General features: G+C 44.4%; 18 protein-coding genes. 8 read left to right on the top strand and 10 right to left on the bottom strand.

Translation table 11 applies throughout. The features are described 5' to 3' along the window. Positions 1-189 precede the first annotated feature (189 nt). Genes MiSe_RS10740 through MiSe_RS10765 form a run of 6 tightly spaced genes read right to left on the bottom strand, consistent with a single transcriptional unit; the run spans position 190 to position 6,560 of the window. On the bottom strand, positions 190-2,859 hold the full coding sequence (locus tag MiSe_RS10740; RefSeq protein ID WP_226578625.1) for a CHAT domain-containing protein: 2,670 nt from the start codon (positions 2,857-2,859) through the stop codon (positions 190-192). Continuing rightward, entirely contained in the window at positions 2,849-5,632 is a 2,784-nt protein-coding gene (locus MiSe_RS10745) for a two-partner secretion domain-containing protein (RefSeq protein WP_226578627.1), read from the bottom strand. Before MiSe_RS10745 ends, MiSe_RS10740 begins: the two co-directional genes overlap by 11 nt. Next, positions 5,629-5,838, bottom strand: coding sequence for a hypothetical protein (locus tag MiSe_RS10750; protein WP_226578629.1), 210 nt, complete (start codon positions 5,836-5,838; stop codon positions 5,629-5,631). The genes MiSe_RS10745 and MiSe_RS10750 overlap by 4 nt, the downstream gene beginning before the upstream one ends. Continuing rightward, positions 5,810-6,097, bottom strand: coding sequence for a hypothetical protein (locus MiSe_RS10755; protein ID WP_226578632.1), 288 nt, complete (start codon positions 6,095-6,097; stop codon positions 5,810-5,812). Before MiSe_RS10755 ends, MiSe_RS10750 begins: the two co-directional genes overlap by 29 nt. Further along, positions 6,097-6,288 carry a hypothetical protein gene (locus MiSe_RS10760; RefSeq protein ID WP_226578635.1) on the bottom strand — a complete coding sequence of 64 codons (192 nt, stop codon included), beginning with the start codon at positions 6,286-6,288 and terminating at the stop codon, positions 6,097-6,099. The genes MiSe_RS10755 and MiSe_RS10760 overlap by 1 nt, the downstream gene beginning before the upstream one ends. Positions 6,289-6,314: 26 nt before the next feature. After that, positions 6,315-6,560 carry a hypothetical protein gene (locus MiSe_RS10765; RefSeq protein ID WP_226578638.1) on the bottom strand — a complete coding sequence of 82 codons (246 nt, stop codon included), beginning with the start codon at positions 6,558-6,560 and terminating at the stop codon, positions 6,315-6,317. A gap of 195 nt (positions 6,561-6,755) precedes the next feature. Here MiSe_RS10765 and MiSe_RS10770 point away from each other — a divergent pair, with 195 nt between their 5' ends. From MiSe_RS10770 to MiSe_RS10800, 7 genes are all read left to right on the top strand, one after another. Then, positions 6,756-6,926: a helix-turn-helix domain-containing protein gene (locus tag MiSe_RS10770; RefSeq protein ID WP_307731329.1), complete on the top strand. Its 171-nt coding sequence runs from the start codon at positions 6,756-6,758 to the stop codon at positions 6,924-6,926. A 9-nt stretch (positions 6,927-6,935) separates the two neighbouring features. Continuing rightward, positions 6,936-7,190: a helix-turn-helix domain-containing protein gene (locus MiSe_RS10775; RefSeq protein ID WP_226578641.1), complete on the top strand. Its 255-nt coding sequence runs from the start codon at positions 6,936-6,938 to the stop codon at positions 7,188-7,190. Between the two features lie 211 nt (positions 7,191-7,401). Continuing rightward, positions 7,402-8,382, top strand: coding sequence for a glycosyltransferase family 2 protein (locus MiSe_RS10780; RefSeq protein WP_226578645.1), 981 nt, complete (start codon positions 7,402-7,404; stop codon positions 8,380-8,382). A 53-nt stretch (positions 8,383-8,435) separates the two neighbouring features. Next, positions 8,436-10,028 carry a hypothetical protein gene (locus MiSe_RS10785; RefSeq protein WP_226578648.1) on the top strand — a complete coding sequence of 531 codons (1,593 nt, stop codon included), beginning with the start codon at positions 8,436-8,438 and terminating at the stop codon, positions 10,026-10,028. A 201-nt stretch (positions 10,029-10,229) separates the two neighbouring features. Beyond that, positions 10,230-11,006: a class I SAM-dependent methyltransferase gene (locus MiSe_RS10790; protein ID WP_226578651.1), complete on the top strand. Its 777-nt coding sequence runs from the start codon at positions 10,230-10,232 to the stop codon at positions 11,004-11,006. A 49-nt stretch (positions 11,007-11,055) separates the two neighbouring features. Then, the gene (locus tag MiSe_RS10795) at positions 11,056-12,009 is read left to right on the top strand and encodes a lysylphosphatidylglycerol synthase transmembrane domain-containing protein (protein WP_226578654.1); all 954 of its coding nucleotides are present in this window, start codon (positions 11,056-11,058) and stop codon (positions 12,007-12,009) included. A gap of 93 nt (positions 12,010-12,102) precedes the next feature. Next, the gene (locus MiSe_RS10800; protein ID WP_226578657.1) at positions 12,103-13,728 is read left to right on the top strand and encodes a glycosyltransferase family 39 protein; all 1,626 of its coding nucleotides are present in this window, start codon (positions 12,103-12,105) and stop codon (positions 13,726-13,728) included. A gap of 53 nt (positions 13,729-13,781) precedes the next feature. On the opposite strand, the gene MiSe_RS10805 is transcribed toward MiSe_RS10800, so the two are convergent. Genes MiSe_RS10805 through MiSe_RS10815 form a run of 3 tightly spaced genes read right to left on the bottom strand, consistent with a single transcriptional unit; the run spans position 13,782 to position 17,903 of the window. Further along, positions 13,782-14,948 (bottom strand): DUF4336 domain-containing protein, encoded by a 1,167-nt coding sequence (locus MiSe_RS10805; protein WP_226578660.1) that lies wholly within the window; start codon positions 14,946-14,948, stop codon positions 13,782-13,784. A gap of 11 nt (positions 14,949-14,959) precedes the next feature. Beyond that, positions 14,960-17,713, bottom strand: a complete 2,754-nt coding sequence (locus MiSe_RS10810; RefSeq protein ID WP_226578662.1) for a CHAT domain-containing protein — start codon at positions 17,711-17,713, stop codon at positions 14,960-14,962. After that, the gene (locus MiSe_RS10815) at positions 17,703-17,903 is read right to left on the bottom strand and encodes a hypothetical protein (RefSeq protein ID WP_226578665.1); all 201 of its coding nucleotides are present in this window, start codon (positions 17,901-17,903) and stop codon (positions 17,703-17,705) included. Before MiSe_RS10815 ends, MiSe_RS10810 begins: the two co-directional genes overlap by 11 nt. A gap of 204 nt (positions 17,904-18,107) precedes the next feature. On the opposite strand from MiSe_RS10815, the gene MiSe_RS10820 reads away from it, so the two are divergent. Beyond that, positions 18,108-19,061 (top strand): tetratricopeptide repeat protein, encoded by a 954-nt coding sequence (locus MiSe_RS10820; RefSeq protein ID WP_226578668.1) that lies wholly within the window; start codon positions 18,108-18,110, stop codon positions 19,059-19,061. Here the strand turns inward: MiSe_RS10820 and MiSe_RS10825 are convergent. Beyond that, positions 19,058-21,265: a beta strand repeat-containing protein gene (locus MiSe_RS10825; RefSeq protein ID WP_226578671.1), complete on the bottom strand. Its 2,208-nt coding sequence runs from the start codon at positions 21,263-21,265 to the stop codon at positions 19,058-19,060. The genes MiSe_RS10820 and MiSe_RS10825 overlap by 4 nt on opposite strands. Positions 21,266-21,431: the final 166 nt, after the last annotated feature.

Below are 21,431 nucleotides of genomic sequence, written 5' to 3' on the forward strand. Positions count from 1 at the left end.
ATTAATATATCCCCACGACTACGCAAATCACCTTTGTTTCTATGAAAAATCGTCGGTTTGGGAACCAGAGATCGTAGCAAGAAACAAAGGTGATAAAATCGTCGCGTGTAAGTCCTGACCCCTTTTTTTCTTCAGTCTGCGTAGGCAGACTTTGCTTGTGTAGCGGCAGGATTAATCCTGCCGCTGCACTTACAACCAATTTCCCACCAAAATATAAGGCGACCAATAATAGGGATGCTGTTTATTTTTTTCATCCTTTAACAAAGATAGTTGCGCCTGCTGAAGCGCCACAGCTTTCGTCAGTTTATTTAAAGCCAATCCTTGATAAAACCGACTCATTAAAGTGCTAGTAGAAGCATCATCCACCTGCCACAATGTCCCCAAAGTAGTGCGCGCACCCGACTTTACAGCTACTCCAGCTAATCCTAAAGTAGCGCGTTTATCTCCTTGAGCAGTTTGACAAGCACTTAAAACTAATAAAGAAATCTCTTCAGATCTACTTTGGCTTCTAATTCGCAATATTTCCTGCAATTGTATCGCATCAATTGGCTCTGGTGAAGCGGTTAAAATAAAAGTTAACTTGGGGTCGAAACTAAAATTACCGTGAGTTGCTAAATGAACCACGTTATAGTCGGATGAATTGAGTTGAATTTGAAAATTTTCAGTTCTAAATTTGTCATCTAGCAAAATTGTCGAATCTATCTTTAACCGCTGCAAAGTTGCCTGGATTTGCTGCAATTCGCTTTTGATATGATTTAAGGCAACAAAGTTAAATTTTTGCTGTCTTATGATTAAATCTCGACTCCCGCTTAATCCAGCGATTAAAACCTGGTTAAATTGTTTGGAGGATACTAAAACTTGGGAACTGGGAACAATTGCTGTGGCATACTGTTGGACTAGATACTGTTTCTGTTCCCTGTCGTAGAGAGATGCCAGGGGAATTTTTCGCAGTTCGCTATCTAGAACAAATACCAAGGTTTTGATGTCGTTTAAATCTGGTTTGATGGGTTTGATTAACCAATCGTAAACTGTTTGAGACAAGGGTAAAACCGTCGTTTCCAAGTCTGCCAATTTACTCAAGGCAACAAATAAATTGTTTAGCGTATTTTCAACTTCTTGAGATGGTGGTAAAGCAGTCCAACGATGAATTAACGGTTGGTTGGGTAATTTGAGGATAATTTCTAAGCGGTTATCTAAAATAATCGGATAAATTGCTGCTGTTTGACTTTGTTGGTTAATTATTTCGTCCAGTTGCTTTGGATTGTTTTCTACCAAACTGCACCGGAGAAATTTTTCCAATTCGGCAATATCGAGAGATTGAATAATGTTTCGAGCAAATTCTAAATTGTTTTGAGTTGGTGAGTGAGATTGTAAGAGTAATTTAACTAATTGACGATAGACAGGTTCGATGCTGTCTCGAAAAGAAAACTGGATGTCTGGATTTTCGATTCCAACTAAATCGCCGCGCAAAGATTGTATGGTGTAGAATGCTTCGGTGTAAAATGCGATCGCATCCCCCACTCTCCCCTGTTTTTCCCCCAATCTACCTAATTGCCATTGCCATTGGTAAGCAATATCCGCTGCTGTCGCTTCCTTGGCTAATCTTAAAGCTTCCAGGGTCAAAATTTGAGCATCGCTAAAATTTTGAGTCACTTCGTACAGTCTACCTAAATATCCTAAACCATAAGATTTGGATCGTAAATCGCCAATTTCCTCTGCTTGTTGCACAGATGTGGCTAATAATTGACCAATTTCTTTCCAACTAGGAGCGACAGCGGCATTAACTTGTTTTAAGCAAATTAAATTGTGCGCCAAGTTGATGCGAGATGCAATAGTTATTCTATCCCTTGGTAAGCGATCGATTTCAGCTATGATTTGAGGTAATAAAGTTTGTATTCTTGATGGTTGTTGGAGTGCGATAGCCACACTTATATAATTAATTTGTGCCTGGTTTTTTGTAGCGTTTGACGCAGATTTTATCGCTGCCTGTCCGTAATATTCAGCAGCGCGTTGATAGCGTTCTTTAGTATTAGAGTAACTAGCATGAGGACAGTTTAAGGGTTCGACGCTAGTAAAACTTTGCTCTTCTCTATAACCTTTACTTCGTTCTACATTTCCCAAACTCAGCAAAGCGGCACTTTCTGCTTCGGGAGAGGGCAATCTTTGGGCAACTTTTAAACTCAGCGATAAAACTTGTGTAGATAATTCTAAATCGCCTAATTTTTGCAAGACATCGCCTAACCCCCGTAACCCAATCGCTTTGGAGATAGAATCAGGTCGTTTGTCAAGGGGATGAAACAAAAAGTCAAGATTTGGATTATTAGATCGATCGAGCAAAGTTTGATGGTGTTGGATTAATTTTTCGCAGCTAGTTTCGCCGACTTCAAAAGCTTGTAATAAAGTGTTGCAAGCTAAAGGATAGCGCCCCAAACTTTGCCATGCTTCGGCTTTATTAATTAGACTTGAAGTCATTCCCTCTTTATCCCCAATTTGAGCCGAAAGATCTGCTGCTTGTTGCCAAATTCGGGCAGCGGCTTCAAACTGTCCAGCTTGATGAATTTTTTGGGCTTGAATTGTTAGCTGTAAAGCCGGAGAAGCGGGCGATCGCTCCCCCGCTTCACTTGGTATAATCAAAGTTAAAACCAGCGTTATTAAGAACAGAATAAATATACTCAGATTTCGCATTTTTCCCATAAACCGCCCGCAAATCAATTTGCGGGCTAATAGCTGAAGTCCACTCAAGTGGACTGGAAAATAAAATTTAGTCCACTTCAGTGGACTTAAGCTATGAGCCAGGGATTTTAATCCCTGGCGGGTGAATAGGCAGGTGCAAAATTTTCTCGATCGTTTAAGGTGCATGACAATTTCCTGAAATCCGCAACAACCTATTAGTAGGAGGAGAAGCTACTAAAACAATCTCACCTCGATCGTTTCTGATCCATCCAGTTGCTTCTACTATCTGGGTAGGTGTATTTTGTGGAGTAACTGTTTCCGATTGATTTTCGAGTTGATTAAATATTACAGCCTCGCTGCGAAGTGCTTCTGCTGGTTGAGGCGGTACACCGCGCCCGGTGACGCTTAACCTATTATCTTCATCGGGAGAACAACCCAAGACAATTTGTCTTGACGTATCGACAAATTGCGGGGATAAATCTAATAATCCCTGACTGGGGTTAACATCTGGAGTGTTGAGGTTAACTTCTCCTTCTCGTCCAAATGTCGAACTAGCAGTAATATCGCTTTGTGGCGTTGCTTGTTGACGGTATTGAGTGCCAAAAATTCCTTGGGAATTAATTTGCACTCTACCTCCATCACCTCTTTCCGCATTGGCGGTAATATCGCTATTTTCTAATGCTGCTAAAACACCCGTATTGATGATGATATTACCACCCGTAGCACTTGTTCTGCCATTTGTTGCGATCGCGCTGCCATCCCGCAATATTATGTTATGCGATCGCAGTCGAATATTACCAAAATTACCCGCTTGAGTTTCGGCATTCAGGCTACTGTTATCTAACTCGATAGAATTAGCTGTAATATTAAGATCGCCTGCTGCCCCTTCTCCATCTGCACTAACAGAAATTTTAGCTTCTGCTTCAAGTTGCAACTGTCCAGTTTGAATGGTTAAATTTCCTCCCGCACCTTTTGACTCAACTGCCGTATTTGCAAACAGTCCGCTATTTGCACCAACGCCCGCGACGTTTTCAGCACCAAATTGAGCCAGTCGATTCGTAAACGTGGAGTCGCTTCCAGAGATAATTATGCGTGCGATCGCATTAATTCTAATGTCGCCAGCTTTGCCACCACTGTTAGTTGTAGTAAATACTTGTCCGCCATTTATAGCTGCAAAAGTATTAACGTTAATAGTAACGTTGCCACCATTTGTGTCCCTAATTGTTGCAGCGTTAATCACGGAGCCATTTTGCACTCGCAACACATTTGTATTGACTATAATATTTCCACCGCGCCCAGATGCCAGCCGCTCTGTTTGGCTAAATAATCCACTAGAAAATCCATCATAAATGCCAAACCCAGATAAAGTTACTGCATCAACTGTGTTAATCCAGATATTTCCTCCGTTTCCCTCTCCGTTGGTGCTGGTAGTGACCAAAGCACCATTGCTCACCTCAAGCGACCTAGCTGCGATATTAATATTACCCCCTTCTCCAACTGCTCCCCCTCTCACCCGACTGAACGCACCGCTGGAAAATTCATTGGCTCCTTCTCCATCAAACAAAACCCGATCGCGAACATTAATATTGATATTTCCTGCACTTCCTTGTCCCAAGGTACTAGCCGTCAAAACTGCACCGTTAGTAACAAACAACGACCCGGTATTGATGTTAATATTTCCCCCCTGCCCTGCGCCTGTACCTTCCACTCTGCTGAAGGATCCACTCGAATAAATATCAGTATTATTGCGTGTAAAAGGCCGCTGTCCAGTAAAATAGATCCTGTCACGGGCATTGATATTAATGCTGCCTGCGTTGCCTAATCCTCTAGTACTGGTAATTAAAACTGCTCCATCAGTTACTTCAAGCAACTCGGTTGTGATGTTAATTTCGCCACCGTTACCAATACCGGGCGCGCCGACATCGTTAATAATAGCGGTAAAGAATTCTTGTGGACTAAGACTTGCACCCGCGATCGCAACCTTACCCGTTGCATTTATCTCAATATTTCCAGCTATTGCACCAGGCGAACCTAAATTTTCGGCGATTCCAGCTTCTAAAATACTTCCAGAACTAATTTCTAAATTGCGGGCATTAATATTAATACTGCCGCCGCCATCCGTTCTCACATTAATTCTAGATCGATTAGCGATCGCAACATCAGCTCGTTCGGCAGAATCAGCAAAACTCAAGCTCCCATTGCTATTGAGTGTTATAATTCCAGTTCGCGAATATCCTCCTAACTCAATTCTCCCTCCTGGAGCTTGTAAGGTTCCACCTTCTAATCTTATTTCACCTCCTACAATAGCTAAGGTTCTTCCGGGTTGTACTGCTAAACCTTGAGGGCTATTTTCTCTTTGAATTTCGGCAATTTTACCAAGTGTAAAATTATGCCCTGAACCCTGCAATAAAATCCTGACTGGATTTGCACCCATTTGTAACCCAATCGGAACGTTAATTGTTAACAAAGGCGCAATTTGCGGATTAACAGCACTAAACTCTGTCCCATCGGCAAACTTGAGACTATTCGCTGTCGTACCAATAAAAGAACCACCAATATTTAGCCTTGCATTAGCACCAAAAATAATTCCGTTGGGATTGATTAAAAATAAATTAGCCGTCCCATTAGCTTTAATGAAACCATCAATATTAGAAATAGAACCACCAGTCACGCGGGCGATAATGTTTTGGATATTCTGTGCGTTGTTAAAGTAAGCTTCGATACCCGTAGGAACGGAAAACAGTTCAAAACTGTGGAAAAGATTTCCACCCGCTGTTGTTCCTGCTTGAATTAGATTAGCTTCACCTTGCACTTCAACGGTGGAATTGATTGGCAGAGTGCGATCTGGGACGATTTGAGACTTCGCGACAGGGCAAATGCAAGCGATCGCACAACCTGCAAGTAGCGCTCGCTGTGCGGTTTTCCACTTCCAACACCGAATTGCCAATTTGTGTTTCATGGGAGAATTTTAGCGCGCTCGCGATCGCAATTCCCAGAAACCGGGTTTGTGTGGGGTGGAGATGCTCCCGCGAGTGCGGAAGGGAGGCATATCGCACCCATCAATTGCTGTACGGGCACGGCATCAAAAATATATTGGCTTGCGAACAATGTTAATCGTGCCGTGCCCCTACCAATTCTACTTACCACGCCACAAATGCACGGCATCTGGATTGATGTGCGATCGCAGTTGTTGCCATTCTTCGAGTAAGTATTCACCATCCACGGATGCCTGATGCTGTTCATCCTTCAGAACTGCCAGTACGTGAACACCAGACGGATAGGCGACATGCCGAATTTCTGGTTTGTAACCCAGATCCTCGATCGCAGCTAAAACTTCAGCCGCTAAACCCGCAATCGTCAGATCGACGGCGAGGATGATTTGACCCGGTTTAGCCCCTGGTTTGACGCATTCCAAAACAACCATTACTGTTTCTCCTTGTAGTTACAACGGTACACTTGTGGACGAGCTTCAATTTTGCGGGGTTCGGTGACTGATTCGAGTTCAACCCCATACCGATCGGCTCGTTTCTGGCAGTCTTTCTGTGCCTGCTTGGGGCTGTCTGCAACGATGGGTTCGTCCCAACGGTAAGGCTCTTTTTCGGGATCGTCAATCATAATTTGGATTGCTCCTCATTTCAATCTCAAGCCTGCACTCGCGGACATTTCAGAACGCTAATCATTTCACCTTTGTTGCGCGTTGGTACTGGTTGACTCCAAGCCCAAATTGCCGCGATACGCGCAACGTGCAAACTGTGGATCTTTTGCTTAATCCAATCTGGCGTACCAATCAGAATCATGCGATTGGCTGGTTGATCTGAAGCTGGTATTGCATCAGCGATAGACACAGTAGGCATTTGGCTACTATCAGCAGTCAAATTTTCTATCATTTGGGTTTACCTGAATTGCTGACAAATCCCTCTGTTCTCAATCGAGAAGGATAAGATCATACCCGTATGCGCTCAATTGAGAACATTTACTTGGTTATGTTCCTCTGACAATATTGGGTGCATGGGAAAGGCAGGAAAGGCACTCAGGCAAGTACTCGAAAGCTACGGCATTGCCCAAATCGACTAGCGTTGACAATGGGCATCAATCGGTCTACCGTCAGCCAGTGGTTCAACGAAACCAGAGATCCTTCGGCTGAAGCAGTGACCGAGATTGTTTCAGCCTTGGAGAAGATAAACGAAGCGGCGGCGAAAGAGTTTCTAGTGCTGTACCTGGGGCGCATTGTTCAGAATGACGACCAGACATAAACTTTGAGCATGGGAAAAGCAGGTAAGGCACTCAGACAAGTACTAGAAACCTATGGCATTGCCCAAAATCGGCTAGCCGTGAAAATGGGCATCAACCGTTCCACCGTTTACCAATGGGTGAATGAAGTTAGCGATCCATTGGCGGAAGCAGTCACCGAAATCATCAAAGCCTTGCGACAGATAGATGAAGCTGCTGCGGAAGACTTTATCGATCTATATCTTGAACGTAATTCCCGGAATGACGATCGGGATACAGCGCTGTAGGGGCACGGCATCAGAATATATTGGCATCGCGAACAATGTTAATCTTGCCGTGCCCCTACCAACCATCGATGATTGAAAGTTGCCAGAAATTGGGTGGTTTGGGGAGGGGAAGCGTTCGCGAGTGCGGAAGGGAGGCATATCGCACAACCATCCGACTCTGGTAATATCATGCTTTCCCTGCGATGAAATTTCCCATCTGGGAAATCCACCCATGACCAAGCTGATTATCCAAATTCCCTGTTACAACGAGGAAAGCACCCTGGGAACAACCCTAAACGCACTCCCTCGCCAGCTTCCCGGCATTGATATTATCGAATGGCTCATCATCGACGATGGCAGTATTGACAACACCGTAGAGGTTGCCAAAGCTTACGGAGTCGATCATATCGTGCGCTTGACCACCAATCGAGGTTTAGCCAAAGCATTCATGGCAGGATTAGAAGCAAGTATCAAAGCCGGTGCAGATATTATTGTTAACACCGATGCCGATAACCAATACTGTGCAGAAGATATTCCCAAATTAATTGAACCAATTTTATTAGGCCGAGCCGAAATTGTGATCGGTGCCAGACCGATTTTCAAAATCAAACACTTTTCACCCATCAAAAAACTCCTGCAAAAATTCGGCAGTTGGGTAGTGCGCCTCGCCAGCAGTACAGATATTCCCGATGCGCCCAGTGGCTTTCGCGCCTTCACTCGCGAAGCGGCAATGCGGATGAACGTATTTAACGAATATACCTATACATTAGAAACGATTATTCAAGCCGGACAAAAAGGGATTGTAATGACATCAGTTCCAATTAGAACCAACGGTTATTTACGCCCTTCGCGCCTAGTTAAAAGCATTCCAACTTATATCAAGCGGTCGATTTTTACCATCCTGCGAATCTTCATGGTTTACAGACCGCTCCGCTTTTTCTTAATATTAGGAACCGTGCCATTTAGCGCCGGATTTTTATTAGGATTGCGCTGGTTAATTTATTTCTTTCAAGGTACGGCTCGCACGAGAATTCCCAGCTTAATATTGGCGACAATTCTAATTTTAATCGGTTTTCAACTATGGATGTTTGGTTTAGTAGCAGATTTACTATCAGTCAATCGCAAACTCATGGAAGAAATTCAATTACGGATGCGAAGAATGGACGCAGAAAGAAGCAGAGGAGCAGAGGAGCAGAGGAACAACGAACTATAAACAATTAGCAATTAGCCATTAGCAATTAGCAAGCTTGCAATTAGCAATTACCAATGACCAAAGACTTATTCGCCCGCGAAGCACTCGCCCAAATTCCCAAAATATTAACATTGCTAGACCGCAATCCCCACAGCCCCACTTATGGCTGTTTTGACCGCAACTTCTGGCAATACAAAATCATCGATTTTCCCAGCGGTATGGCACAGGAATTTGTCTGGCCTTTGGCGCTGGTTTATCATACCGCTGTGCCGAATAATCCCTTTTATAGAAGGCGGGTGATTCGAGATTGGGTCGAAGCCGGAATACTCTACGCCGCCCGCAGCGCCCATCGCGACGGCTCCTGCGATGATTATTTCCCCTACGAAAGAGCGGGGGGCGCTGCTGCTTTCTCCCTACTGGCTTGTATTGAAAGTTACACAGAATTAAAATTAAAAAATGACGAGATTCTCAAGTTTTTTGAGAAGCGGGCAAATTGGTTAGCTCATCACAATGAAAGCGGCAGATTGACCAATCACCAAGCTTTAATTGTCTTGGGTTTAGAATTGCTTTCTAAACTATTATCAACTACCCAGTGGGATAAAGCGAAAGCGCTACGTTTGGAACGGGTTTTAGATTGGCAAAACGCTGAAGGTTGGTTTCAAGAATACGAAGGTTGCGATCCGGGGTATCATACGCTGACGATTACTTGTTTGGCGAGAATTTATCAAATTAGACCCGATATAAGATTGAAAGAAGCACTGATTAAAGCGGTTGATTTAGCGGCGCATTTCGTGCATCCAGATGGCTCTTACGGGGGAGAATATGCCAGTCGAAATACCTATAACTTTTTCCCCCACGGGTTTGAATTAGTCGGGCGGTGGATGCCAGATGCACTGAGGATAAATGACCGCTTTTTAGTGGCACTTGCTAACAATCTTGCACCTTGTTATGCTGACGACCATATTATCGGTCACCATACTTGGAATTATCTACTCGCTTGGCGAGATTTTGTGGCAGAGCGACCCGCACCCGCACCGCGTACTAATGATAGTCTTTGGTTAAAAGAAGCGCAAATTTTGCTCGAACGACGCGGGGATACAGAACTTTATTTGGCCTTGAATAAAGGCGGTGTTTTTAAGCTGTTTCGGGGGAAAAAATTAGTAGCTTCGGATACGCAGTTTTCCCTGCTAGTACGCGAGGGTAAAAAAGTGAAAAATGCCGTGGGGCATCTGGTTGACAAATATCAAGTAAAATTAGAGGATGACACGATTACAATTCAAGGTCAGTTGGGGTGGGCAAAACAAAAACAAATGACGCCGCTAAATTTGTTAATTCTGCGCGTGGTGATGCTTTCTTTTGGGCGATTTTTCCCGAATTTGATTCGCAAGTTACTGCAAAAAATGCTAATTACGGGTAAAAAAGATGCACCTTTTAAGTTTACGCGGGTTTTAAAATGGGAAAATGATGGATGGGTAGTGATGGATGAATTGGTAGCGATGTCGTGGAAGAATGTTGTGAGTGCGGGGATTGGTTGCGATCAAACTTCGATTTATGTGGTGATGAGTCGGACTTTTCAGTTAGGTCAATTGCAACCTTGGATGGATTTAACTGAGGAAGTGAAGAAACTTTCTGCGGGTAAGACGTTAAAATTGGAACGCAATTTTTGACAGCGAGGCAGAGCCTCGCATACCTTGCTCCCAGGCGGTCGCCTGGGAGCGAGAAAGTGGGAGGCTCTGCCTCCGGCTGCCCGTGGCTGCCCGTGGCTGCCCGTGGCTGCCCCTGGCTGCCGCTGGCTCCCAGGCGACCGCCAGGGAGCGAGAAAGTGGGAGGCTCTGCCTCCGGATAATTAAGCAAATAAGGAAGTATTGATGAAGGAAGAAAATGCACAGAAAATGCGATTGCATGAGATGAATCCGCTGGATAGATTTTCTGACCGAGTGGAGGATTATGTTAAATATCGACCGAGTTATCCAAGGGAGGCGATCGCATCGATCATATCCTCATTAGAAACTGCCGAAGTAGTAGCAGATGTGGGTGCTGGTACGGGTATATCTTCACGTCTGCTAGCTGATTTACACAGCATACGGGTAATTGCAATTGAACCAAATGCTGAAATGAGACAAGCTGCTGCACCCCATCCTTTGGTAGAATTTCGAGATGGAACCGCAGAGGCTACTAATTTACCCGATAATCAGGTTGATTTAGTAACTTGCTTTCAATCTTTTCACTGGTTTAATCCTATATTAACGCTGCCGGAGTTTCACCGAATTTTAAAGCCATCTGGGAGATTAGCTATAGTCTGGAATACGCGCGATCGCAACGATCAATTCACTGCTGAATATAGCAGCATAGTCCGCAAAGCATCAAACAATCATCCAGGTGAAAAGCGTTCCGATGCCATCCAACCTTTTCTAGAAAGTCCGCTTTTTGTGAATCGTCGTCTGTTTATATTTCCTTATAGGCAGAAGTTAGATTTAGCGGGATTGGTTGGTCGTGCTATGAGTACTTCATATATTCCAAAGTCAGGGGAAGCATATCAGGAATTGTTGTCTGATTTGCAGCAGTTGTTTGAGGGGAGTTGCGATGAGGATGGATTTGTATCTTTAGTTTATCAAACTGAAGTTTATCTCGCTGAACCGATTTAAACGAACCACAGAGGCACAGAGGACGCAGAGAAGAGGAAGAAGAGAGGAGATGAAGAGAGTTGTTTCTATTTTTGTTAGTTTGGTTATCCTGGGTGTAATCTATTGGAAGATAGATTTGGCTGGGTTGATTGGGGTTTTTCAAAATTGCGATCGCTTCTGGATGGCGATTAGTTTGGGTATGGTTGTTCCCCTGACGGGTATTACTGCTTGGCGGTTGCAACAATTGATGCCAAATAAGTCTAATTTGGGGTTGTTTGAGGCGAATAAGTTGATTTTGGCGGCGAGTGTTTTAAATATGGTTTTGCCGTCGAAAATGGGGGATATTGCTAAGGCTTATTTTATGAAGCAGCGGGGACATTTGGATGGTTCGCTGTCGCTTTCTTTGGTAGTGTTTGAGAAAGCTTGCGATATGTTGTCGCTGTTGTTGTGGTGTGGGTTTGGGTTGATTGTTTATCAGAATAAGGATTGGTTATTTTGGGTGATGACGGGGAGTGTCCTTTTTGGACTGGTGACGGGGGTTTTGCTTTTAGGGTCGCGGAAGTTTGCGGCGGTGTTTTTTATTATAGGGAAGGCAGTTGTACCTAAGAAAATGCGCCATAAGTTGGAGAAGTTGCGTCTATCTTGGGGCGAAATGCACGATTATTTTTGGCGGGATAAGTTACAGTTGCTGAAAATAAGTTTAACTTCGGTGTTTATTTGGTTTCTGCACCTTTTGCAAATCTGGTTTTTTATCCTTGCACTTAAAGCTTGGACGCCAATGTTGGCAAATTTGGCTTTGTCTCCCTTGGCGATTTTGGCGGGGTTACTGCCGCTGACGTTTGCGGGGGTGGGGACGCGGGATGCTGCTTTGATTTTGTTTTATCAACCTTATTTTGCTGCGCCTACTGCGGCGGCGTTGGGTGTGCTTTGTACTTCGAGGTATTTGTTGCCTGCGATCGCTGGTCTGCCTTTTCTGGGACAATATCTGGTAGCTGTGCGGGATTTTCGGCGGGAGTCGCTTTAAGAATTGAGATTTTTTTATTGAACCGCGAAGGCGCGAAGAGCGCGAAGGAAGAAGAGAAGGTAGAGACGTTGGGTTGTTGTTTGGGGATTTTATATGCAGAGGTTAAAGGGATTTAATAAGTTTGTTTTTCCGGAGAAGGTGGCTTGGTTTGCAATCGGGTTTGGGATTGTTGTTAGGGTTGCTCAATATATTTGGAATCGTTCTCTTTGGGCGGATGAAGCGGTTTTGGCTTTGAATATTGTTAATCGATCTTTTTGGGAATTGCTACAGCCTTTAGATTATGACCAAGGTGCGCCTCTGGGTTTTTTGATGGTTGAGAAGTTGGCGGTTGAAGTGTTTGGCAATAATGAGTATGCTTTGCGGTTGTTTCCTTTAATATGTGGTGTCGTCTCTTTGGTTTTATTTTATCAGTTGGCGAACAGGTTTATCCAGGGGTGGGGGGTTACAATTGCGGTGGGGCTTTTTGCTAGTTTGCATTATTTGGTTTACTATAGTTCTGAGGTGAAACAGTATTCTTGCGATCTAGCGATCGCTTTACTCTGTTCTCTAATATCTTTGCGTCTATTGAGGCAAAAGTTGGGGATTTATGAGATGATAATTTTGAGTTTAGGGGGAGCGATCGCTATCTGGTTTTCCCATCCAGCTATTTTTGTCTTAGCAGGCGTTGGCGGAAGTTGTTTTTTACTTAAATTAGTTAAAAAAGAAAACATAAAGTTAGCCAATTATTTAGTTATTTATTCAAGTTGGATAATCAGCTTTGTCGCTTTTTATTTGATATCGATTAAAAATTTGAGCGGTGACGAAGATTTACTCACCTCGTGGCGGGCAGCTTTTCCATCATTCCCCTTAGATATTATTTGGTATCTCGATGCTTTCGGTAAATTCTTTTATAGACCATTAGGTTTTAATGGCCCATTCGATGGATTAGCTATAATTATTTTTGTAGTAGGCTGTATCGCCTGCTATCGTCGCAACAAACAAGCACTATTAATTATAGTTTCACCCATTTTAGTTACATTTTTAGCCTCGGCTTTACAGAAATACCCGTTTCGCAGTCGTCTGGTATTATTCCTCACTCCATTTGTGATATTACTGATTGCCGAAGGAGTCGATTACATTCGAAGCCAAACCAGATATATAGCGGTTTGCAGCCGGATCAGGTACACCTTCGTTTGTGTAGCGGCAGCATTAATGCTGCCGCTACACAAACTCAGCCTTAAGGCTTTGCTTCACTCGCTCGCAATCTGCTGTAAATTTGCTCCTATAGTCAATATTTTACTATTATTCTTGTTACTCGCTCCCCCCATAGCAAGTGCCAGTCAACTTTTAGTCAAACCTTACCTACGAGGCGAAATAAAACCCGTTCTTAGTTATATCAAAACCAATCAGCAACCCGGAGATACTCTATACATCTATCAGCGGGGAAAATATCAATTCATCTACTACGCAGAAAAATTTGGCTATCAAAAAGGAGATTACATCATTGGCGTAGACGACTTAGATAAATACGATGGAAAAAAACTATCAGAAGCAGAATGGCAACGATATAAAAACGACCTAGATAAACTGCGCGGCAATAAAAGAGTCTGGTTACTCTTTTCTCACGCAACCGTCGCCAGTGAAAATAAAAAAATTAAATCCTACCTAGACACCATAGGTAAACAAATCAATTTCTTTGAACGTCCAGGTGCCTTTGTTTATTTATACGACCTCAGTTAATCCTCCCTTCTCTTCCTCCTCTTCTTTGCGTACTTCGCGCCTTCGCGGTTCATTTATATCTTCTCTTTCCGTGGCGGCACAATACCCAACCGATTCAAACCTTCATCAATTTCCCTCAACAATTCAAAATCCTCCTCAAACCCAGAATACCCCTTCTCCAGAAACGCAAACGCCTGCCGAAATTGACCCGGACTTGCTTCAATCGGACAACTAAAATGACAGGGAACAATACGCTGAAAATCCCAACTAGCTATTTTATCCGCCCAGTCGATAGTTTCTTGCGGCGCGCGATTGAGAATCAGCGTTTGTAAAATTGGCGCTACAAGCAACCTGCCGCCCCCGCGCAGGGCATCAAATGACTGTTTCCAGTTTTTTTGCCATTTGAAAGGGTACAAGCCGAAATAAGCCTTCCTTGACCGATCAGGTGCTTGCAATGAATCGCGAAATGCCTGCCCTAGTTTAATTGTCTCTAATACGCTGGGACGGAAGTAAAATGCAAATAACGAAACTCGCTGCCATCCTTTACGACGGTTTGCTGGACTGTCGAAGACTATCTCGGAGGCATGATTTCTGGCGTGGAAGAGCAAGGGATAAGGGTCAATTTGAACAATTTCTGGCGCTTCTTCTGGTATCACAACAACCGAGTCTGTTACTAACAAGGTGTTTGTAGTTTTGTGGAAAAAGGCTACTTCTGCAAACTTTCCCAGTCCCAGATAGATTGGCCCTAAAATGGCATAATCAAAATCATCGGCGAAGGGGGTTTTTGTGCAATCTTCTGGCAGTATAAATGTGCGTTTGCCAGGAAAACCCAGCCAATTCAAGGGCAAGTTTAGGGGAAAACTCCACTGGGAAGGCGCTACAAATACCTGTGCGTTAGGAAAATATCTGGCAAATGGTCCGACAAAAATTTTGTGTTCGAGTCCGGAAATTGTCGGCAGGATAATGTATTTTACCTCCCCGTGTTGTGCTACTAATTCTTTAACGAGTCGGATACATTCTGGGGTGGGTGCAACGGGTGCGTAAATGAGAAGTCCACCTTTGGAGAGTTTAACAACGGTCATGCGAATCGGGACGACTACGTAGAAGATGCCCTGAAGTTGGTCGAATGTCCAGACTGTATCTTTAATGACTTCTTTGCGAAGGGTGCGCCGCTTACTATATGGGTAAATGGGGAGGGCAGGCCAAAAATGCCACGAGAAGTCATTAGGATGTGCGTTCATGATGGTTTTATCTATTGCCAATTTCCGACTAAAACAAAGGGTGACCAATAATAGGGAAGTTGATATTCGCTATTCTTTAAAAGATACACTTGAGCGCGACGCAATGCTTCGGCTTTTGCTATATCTTTATTGTCGGTTATTTCTTTGTAAAATTGACCGATGAGTATAGAAGTAGACTTATCGCTTACTTGCCATAGGGTTGCTAGGGTACTGCGCGCCCCTGCCCTTACTGCTACCCCCGCGAGTCCTAATGCTGCTTGGTTGTCTCCTTGGGCGGTTTCGCAAGCACTAAGGACGAGTAATTCTATCGGTTGACCTCTGCCTAGTTCTCCCGTCCGCAAAACTCGATCTATTTGTTTGACGTTGACTCGTCCATCCCAAGTCAAAATAAATGTTTCTTCGGCTTTTGAACTAAAATTTCCGTGAGTGGCGATATGTACGACGGGGAAAGGAGATGCTTCTATATTTGTTTGGATGGCTTCGCTGGTAAAGGTATGATTAAGCAGTTCTTGACTGGGAAGTTTTGCCTGAATTAGCCTTAGTTCAGATTCCACATTCGGTAAGGGTTCAAAGTTTTCCCTTGCTTCGGATAAACCAGCTGCTAAAGCTGTTAATCTTACTTCTGTTAATCGTTGGGGTTTGAGTAACTGCAATCCAGGGGTGAGGGCGATGCTATACTTTTCGATTAAATATTGGTTCCCGTCGTTGAGAACTGCCATTGGAATATTTCGCAGCAATCCATCTAAGACGAATACCAAGGTTTTAACCCGACTATTTTTCAGTTCTGTTTCGGCAGGACGGATCAACCAATCGTACAATTGTCTAGAATAAGTCAGAATATCTGGATCTTGACTGTTTCTGGAGTCGGCGAGCAATTTCTGTAAAATATTTAAGGTTGTTTCTACTTCTTTTTGCTGTATATTCTTTGCTGTCGTGTATTGACGCAAGGGTTGTCCCGGTAAGCTCAAAATTAGTTCGATGCGATTTTCTAATATAATCGGATACAGGACGGCTGCTGTTGCATCTACTTTGTCAATTTGTACTTCCTGAGTTGTTAAACAAGCGTCTCGGAAAAAGTTATCCAGTTCCGCTAGTTGTAAAGCTTCGATGACTTTTCTCGCTTGTTCTAAATCTTTTTGGGCTATTTCTCCTTGTTCTGTTGCGGTTTTCTGCAACAATAAATCCACGTACTGCCGATAAATCGGTTCGACGCTATCTCGAAAGGTAAACTGGACTTCTGGGTTACTTGCTACTAAGTCGCTGCGAAGCGATTGCAGGGTTTGAAAGGATTCTGCGTAATACTCTAGCGCATCCTTTTTATTTTCCTGTGCTTTCAGCAGTCTGCCGATTTGCCATTCCCACCGATAGGAAATATCTGCTGCTTTTATCGCCTGAGATAAGTTTAGTGCGGCGCGGGTCAAGTCTGTTGCTTTATTATATTGTCGATTTTGTTCGTAAACTGATCCTAATGTTCCCAATGCATAAGATTCTGCCCTCGCATCTTTGATATTTTTTGCTTGTTGTACCGCCCTCTCTAATAATTGAACTATTTCTTGGTCATTGGTGGCTGATAATTTATCTTTGGCTTTCGTCAAACTTTGTGCTAGGTTAATTCGAGCGTAAATCGACCGGCGACTGGCGGGTAGTTGTTGAATCTCTGCTTCGATGTTGCGCCATTTAGCAATTTGAGATTCCAGTTGTGACTGGATTTGGGATATAACTTCCCTGACTATATTTCCCTCTTTGCTTTCTCGTAACCACTGTTCTGCTTCTAATAATAAGCTCAATTGATTTAGTTGCGCTTGTATTTTGGTTGTTGGTGCGCCAATGCTGATAACTCGATCGTAATTTTCCCTAGCAGCTTTGATTTGTTCGTAATACTGGCTAGCATTGTTTTTAGTTGCTGCTAAGGCGCGGTTTGTGTTTCCTAAACTCAACTGGGTTTCGGCTATTTCTTGGTTAATTTGCAATCTTTGGGCTATTTCTAAACTTTTCTGGAAAATTTGTTGCGATTTTTCTAAGCTATCTATTTTTTCATCTATTTCTAAACTTTTCTGCCAATCTTTCCACAATGAAAGCCAGTATACATCTACTTCGCTTGGCTCCCCAACTACTCGCAATATATCTCCCAAGTTCCGCAATACCGCAGCTTTGACAATTGAGTCGTTTTGTGCTAATAAATTTTTGCCATTTTGTAATAAATTCCGCCAAGCTTGATTGTAATTTCCTAAAGTTTGTAATGCTTGTGCTTGGTTAATTGTAATGCGGATGGCGCCAGTTTCATCCCCTGCTTGTTTATATGTATCGCCAGCAGTTTTCCAGGTAGTTAAAGCTTGTTCTGTTTGTCCTAAAGTGAATTGCAGGCGACCTTGAATGTTGAGGGTTTGAGCTAGGATTTTTCTATGTTGGGTGCCCGATGGTGAGTTTTTGAGTAGGGTGAGACTAGAAGCGATCGCATCCTCCGCTTTCTGCCATTCTCCCAGTTGCTGGTAAGTTAAACATAAATTGCTCAATGCCATTGCTTGTCCCAATTTATCCCCACTCGCTGCAAAGGCATCCGCCGCCTGTTTCCAAGCAGTTGCCGCTTCTGAAAACCTTCCGGTTTGGTATAAATTTGTTGCCCTGGGAATGAGGGATTGGGAATTGGTAATTTGTGAGGAATATTCTTGCCCAATGGCGTGGACGCCGATGGGGGTTATCAATCCCAACAGGGCAAATAAGATTAATGCAAGTATCCGCTTAGCAAAATAACGTTTAGCGAACATGGCAATTAATAGGTATTAATTCACGATCGTCGATTTGGTCGGGCGATGGGTTAATTGACGCCACGAAGCTTCTTTGTGTCCCTAGCGTACTATAGCGGGTAATATGAGTATTGACTTCGCCAAACGGAGCCGCACTACCCATTGCCAAAAATACCCCTAACCGCCAACCCCAACGGTTCGATTGCACCATCAGTATACCCCTCACCAAAGCGTCCGACCCACTTTTTGCTTAACAGGATAGGAGAAAAACCCCCCGTAGGGTAGCTTGTAAATGTTACGAATTTTTACGAGATCGCCAAAGCTTGGTGAAAACTGCATAACTCCCCTCAGTCAACACATATGTCTGGTTGAGCAGTAAAACAAATCCTTCAACACTGAAAGGAAGGTTAAAATTATGCAACTGCAAAAACTTGGATTAGGTGCAGTTATCACCCTTCTAACCACCGTTTCGATGACGATTTACCAAGCCCAAGGGAAAGCCGTGACGTTCTCTAATAATAGAACGGGGGAAACAACATCTATACCGGCTGCTACTCCACCTGTATGGGCGCAAGGAGAGTTTGCGCGTAAAACTGAAGCCGACCAACTTTTCAATAAAGGATACAAGCATTTCAAGGCTAACCAATTTCAAGCGGCTATTCAGGTTTGGGAACAAGCACTGACTATCTATCGAGAAATTCAAGACCGCCGTGGAGAAGGAGCAGTGAGGCTGCTGCTGGGAATTACTTACAACCAATTGCGAGAAGGCGCCAAAGCAATTGAATATTTAGAATCTAGTTTGGCATTCGCGCGGGAAATTCAAGACTCAAAATTATTGTCACTGATTTATTTTGAGCTTGGAGAAAGTTACTATTATCTTGAAAACTACGCCAAATCGATTCAATCTTACGAGCAATCTTTGCTAATTGCACGACAAGGGAGCAATCGCATCCTCGAAAGTTCAAATTTATTGGCCCTGGGGAGTTTGTACTTGAAATTAGCTCAACCTGCCCGTGCTATTGAATACCTTAATCCAGCCTTAGAAATTGCTCGTTCTTTAGGAAACAGAGGATTAGTTGGTTGGATTACGGCTCTTTTGGGCAATGCTTATCTGTCTATCAACAACTCAACTCAAGCGATTGAATTTTATCAAGAATCTTTGACGATTGCCAGGGAATTTGGCTTTCGACCTCTCGAAGGTGTTATTTTAGCTACAATGGGGACGGCATATTATATGCAAGGTAATTTTAGCCGTGCCGTTGAATACTGGCATCTGAGTTTGCCAATTTTGCAAGCAGAAGGAAATACTGCTTTAGCAAAAAAGGTTGAAGATATGCTTAGAATTGCTGCTAAGAAAAATAACGTTTAGCGAACATGGCAATTAATAGGTTTTATTTCAGGATTGTACGCCGCAGCGGTATGTGCCGCAACTAGAACAACTTGGCCTTGTTCGTTAATTATCCACCCCGTCGCTTCTACTATTTCATTATTGGTATTGGGCATTTTGCTCCTCTGCTCCCACAGGCGAGACGCCTGTGCTACGCTGCTCCCCTGCTCCCCTGTATCGACGGTCACCAAATCTACCAGTAGGTTTTCTCCGCCCAGGGGTTGGTCGGGACTTGCTGGAATGCCTCCTCGTCCGGTAACTACAAAGCTGCTGCCTTGTCGCGCCGGGGCGCAGCGGTCGGCGATTAAATTGGTAGCATCTACTACTTCGATTTGGGGAATGTTGGGGTGAGGAGGTTGAATATCGCCTTCGATGTTTAGTTGTCCCCTGGCGTTGATGATACTATCGGCGGATTGGAACAGTGCAAGACCTAAATCGTTTCGGGGTTTGATGTCAATATTACTTCCCCCTTGCGGATCGTTGGCGCTGGTGATGATGCTGCTTCCTTCTAATAAAACTAAGCTTTGGGTATTGATATCTATACTGCCTTCTTTGGTAACTCTGGTTGGACTACCGGCGGCGGAAAATAGACTTTGACGGCGCAGTTGGATGTTGCGCGATCGCACGGTAATATTCCCCCCATTCCCCGTTTCCGATGAAGCGTTAAGGTCGCTTTGGTTATCCAAACGCAAAGAGCGGGCTGTAATATTGATGCTGCCCGGATCTCCTGGATCTCGATTTAGTAGATCGGTTAAACCCGCCTGTTGCAACTGTGCTAGCTGTATGGGGCTGAGTTCCTCTTGTGGAACATCAAAGCGAATACTACTGACATTGATGCGGGAGCGATCGCGGACGATTAACTGTCCGGTTTGAATTGTCACGTCTCCAGCTTTTCCACCATTTTGAGTTCCAGCCCCTATACTACTGGGTTGTTCGCTGCCGCTCAACTCTACCAATTCAGAAGCGTTAATGGCGATCGTTCCAGCATCCCCTTCACTCACAAGACTACCAGCGGCTATCGTTGCTCCATTTTGGACAATCAACTGTTGAGCGTTAATTGCGATCGTTCCCCCATTGCCTCTACCCAACAAAGTGCCAGCCGCCACCGTTGCCCCATCTCGAACAATCAACTGCCCCGTGTTAATCCTGACCTTGCCTGCATCTCCATTACCTCGTGTGGTAATAGCAAGCAAGCTAGTTTCATTTTGCCTCGCGCCTGATGTGCCAATCAGTTCCACCGACTCTGCCGCATCGATCGTCATATTTCCGGCATCCCCGCCGAGAGTGCTAGCACTGATCAGTGCGCCATCTGTGGCAATCAAACGCCTAGTTTCAATCGTGATGTTGCCTGCATTTCCAGCCCCAATGTTGGCGGCAGCAAGCAAGAAACTGATGTTTTGCCCATTGGCTGAAGTGCCAATCAGTTCCACCGACTCTCCCGCATTGACTGTAATATTTCCGGCATTGCCATTGCCGAAAGTGCCAGCGAACACTCCTCCCCCATCTCGGACAATCAACCGCCCCGTGTTAATCCTGACCTTGCCTGCATTTCCCACACCACTGGTGACAACAACCAAACTGCTTTGACTTCCCCCATCGGGTGAAGTGCCAATCAGTTCCACTGACTCGCCTGCATTGACTGTAATATTTCCGGCATTGCCATCGCTGGTGGTAAAAGCAGCTACTCTTGCCCCATTGCGGACAATCAACCTGGCGGTATTAATCGTCACGTTGCCCGCATCTCCAGTTCCAGAAGCTCCAGCCGCGATCCCTCTGTAAGCGCCGCTCAGCTCTACGGATCGATCGGCATCGATCGTGACATTTCCCGCTTTACCTGCCCCGACGCTAAGAGTTGCGATAACGCCGCCATCTCCGAGAGTTAACTGTCCGGTGTTAATTGTGACGTTGCCCGCATCTCCCGTCGCACCATTAACAGAACCAGCCACTATACCAGAAGTGCTGCCGCTAAACTCTACAGATTGAGTGGCATTGATGCTGACATTGCCCCCGTTACCTGCGCTCTGTGTGGCAGTGCCTAAAGCGGCTCCGTTGCGGATGGTCAAGCGCCCCGTTTCGATCCTGACGTTGCCTGCATTTCCAGTACCGGAACTGATAGCGTTGATGCGGTTAGAAATAAAACTATTAGATCCAGTACCATCCAGATCGATTGATTCGGTAGCTCTCACCGTCACGGTTCCCCCCGCTCTTGCTCCTTGGGTGTCAGCATGAACTACCCACCCCTACTAACGTTGAGGGGTGGGTTTCTGTCGCTTCGTCTCCCAAACTTGCCGCCATCCTCCAGTCGCCTGGGGAGCAGAGGTAGAGATTTGAGATCCACGATTGAGGGCGTTC

The sequence above is a fragment of the Microseira wollei NIES-4236 genome, assembly GCF_020521235.1.
In the GTDB taxonomy this organism is placed as follows: domain Bacteria; phylum Cyanobacteriota; class Cyanobacteriia; order Cyanobacteriales; family Aerosakkonemataceae; genus Microseira; species Microseira wollei.

Excerpts from the sequence above, each read along its gene's own strand:
- MiSe_RS10790 (WP_226578651.1), top strand. The coding sequence starts at position 10,230 with ATGAAGGAAGAAAATGCACAGAAAATGCGATTGCATGAGATGAATCCG.
- MiSe_RS10805 (WP_226578660.1), bottom strand. The coding sequence starts at position 14,948 with ATGAACGCACATCCTAATGACTTCTCGTGGCATTTTTGGCCTGCCCTC.
- MiSe_RS10820 (WP_226578668.1), top strand. The coding sequence starts at position 18,108 with ATGCAACTGCAAAAACTTGGATTAGGTGCAGTTATCACCCTTCTAACC.
- MiSe_RS10815 (WP_226578665.1), bottom strand. The coding sequence starts at position 17,903 with ATGGTGCAATCGAACCGTTGGGGTTGGCGGTTAGGGGTATTTTTGGCA.
- MiSe_RS10760 (WP_226578635.1), bottom strand. The coding sequence starts at position 6,288 with ATGATTGACGATCCCGAAAAAGAGCCTTACCGTTGGGACGAACCCATC.
- MiSe_RS10750 (WP_226578629.1), bottom strand. The coding sequence starts at position 5,838 with ATGCCGTGCATTTGTGGCGTGGTAAGTAGAATTGGTAGGGGCACGGCA.
- MiSe_RS10795 (WP_226578654.1), top strand. The coding sequence starts at position 11,056 with ATGAAGAGAGTTGTTTCTATTTTTGTTAGTTTGGTTATCCTGGGTGTA.
- MiSe_RS10740 (WP_226578625.1), bottom strand. The coding sequence starts at position 2,859 with ATGCACCTTAAACGATCGAGAAAATTTTGCACCTGCCTATTCACCCGC.
- MiSe_RS10755 (WP_226578632.1), bottom strand. The coding sequence starts at position 6,097 with ATGGTTGTTTTGGAATGCGTCAAACCAGGGGCTAAACCGGGTCAAATC.
- MiSe_RS10775 (WP_226578641.1), top strand. The coding sequence starts at position 6,936 with ATGGGAAAAGCAGGTAAGGCACTCAGACAAGTACTAGAAACCTATGGC.
- MiSe_RS10770 (WP_307731329.1), top strand. The coding sequence starts at position 6,756 with ATGGGCATCAATCGGTCTACCGTCAGCCAGTGGTTCAACGAAACCAGA.
- MiSe_RS10810 (WP_226578662.1), bottom strand. The coding sequence starts at position 17,713 with ATGTTCGCTAAACGTTATTTTGCTAAGCGGATACTTGCATTAATCTTA.
- MiSe_RS10765 (WP_226578638.1), bottom strand. The coding sequence starts at position 6,560 with ATGATAGAAAATTTGACTGCTGATAGTAGCCAAATGCCTACTGTGTCT.
- MiSe_RS10800 (WP_226578657.1), top strand. The coding sequence starts at position 12,103 with ATGCAGAGGTTAAAGGGATTTAATAAGTTTGTTTTTCCGGAGAAGGTG.
- MiSe_RS10780 (WP_226578645.1), top strand. The coding sequence starts at position 7,402 with ATGACCAAGCTGATTATCCAAATTCCCTGTTACAACGAGGAAAGCACC.
- MiSe_RS10785 (WP_226578648.1), top strand. The coding sequence starts at position 8,436 with ATGACCAAAGACTTATTCGCCCGCGAAGCACTCGCCCAAATTCCCAAA.
- MiSe_RS10745 (WP_226578627.1), bottom strand. The coding sequence starts at position 5,632 with ATGAAACACAAATTGGCAATTCGGTGTTGGAAGTGGAAAACCGCACAG.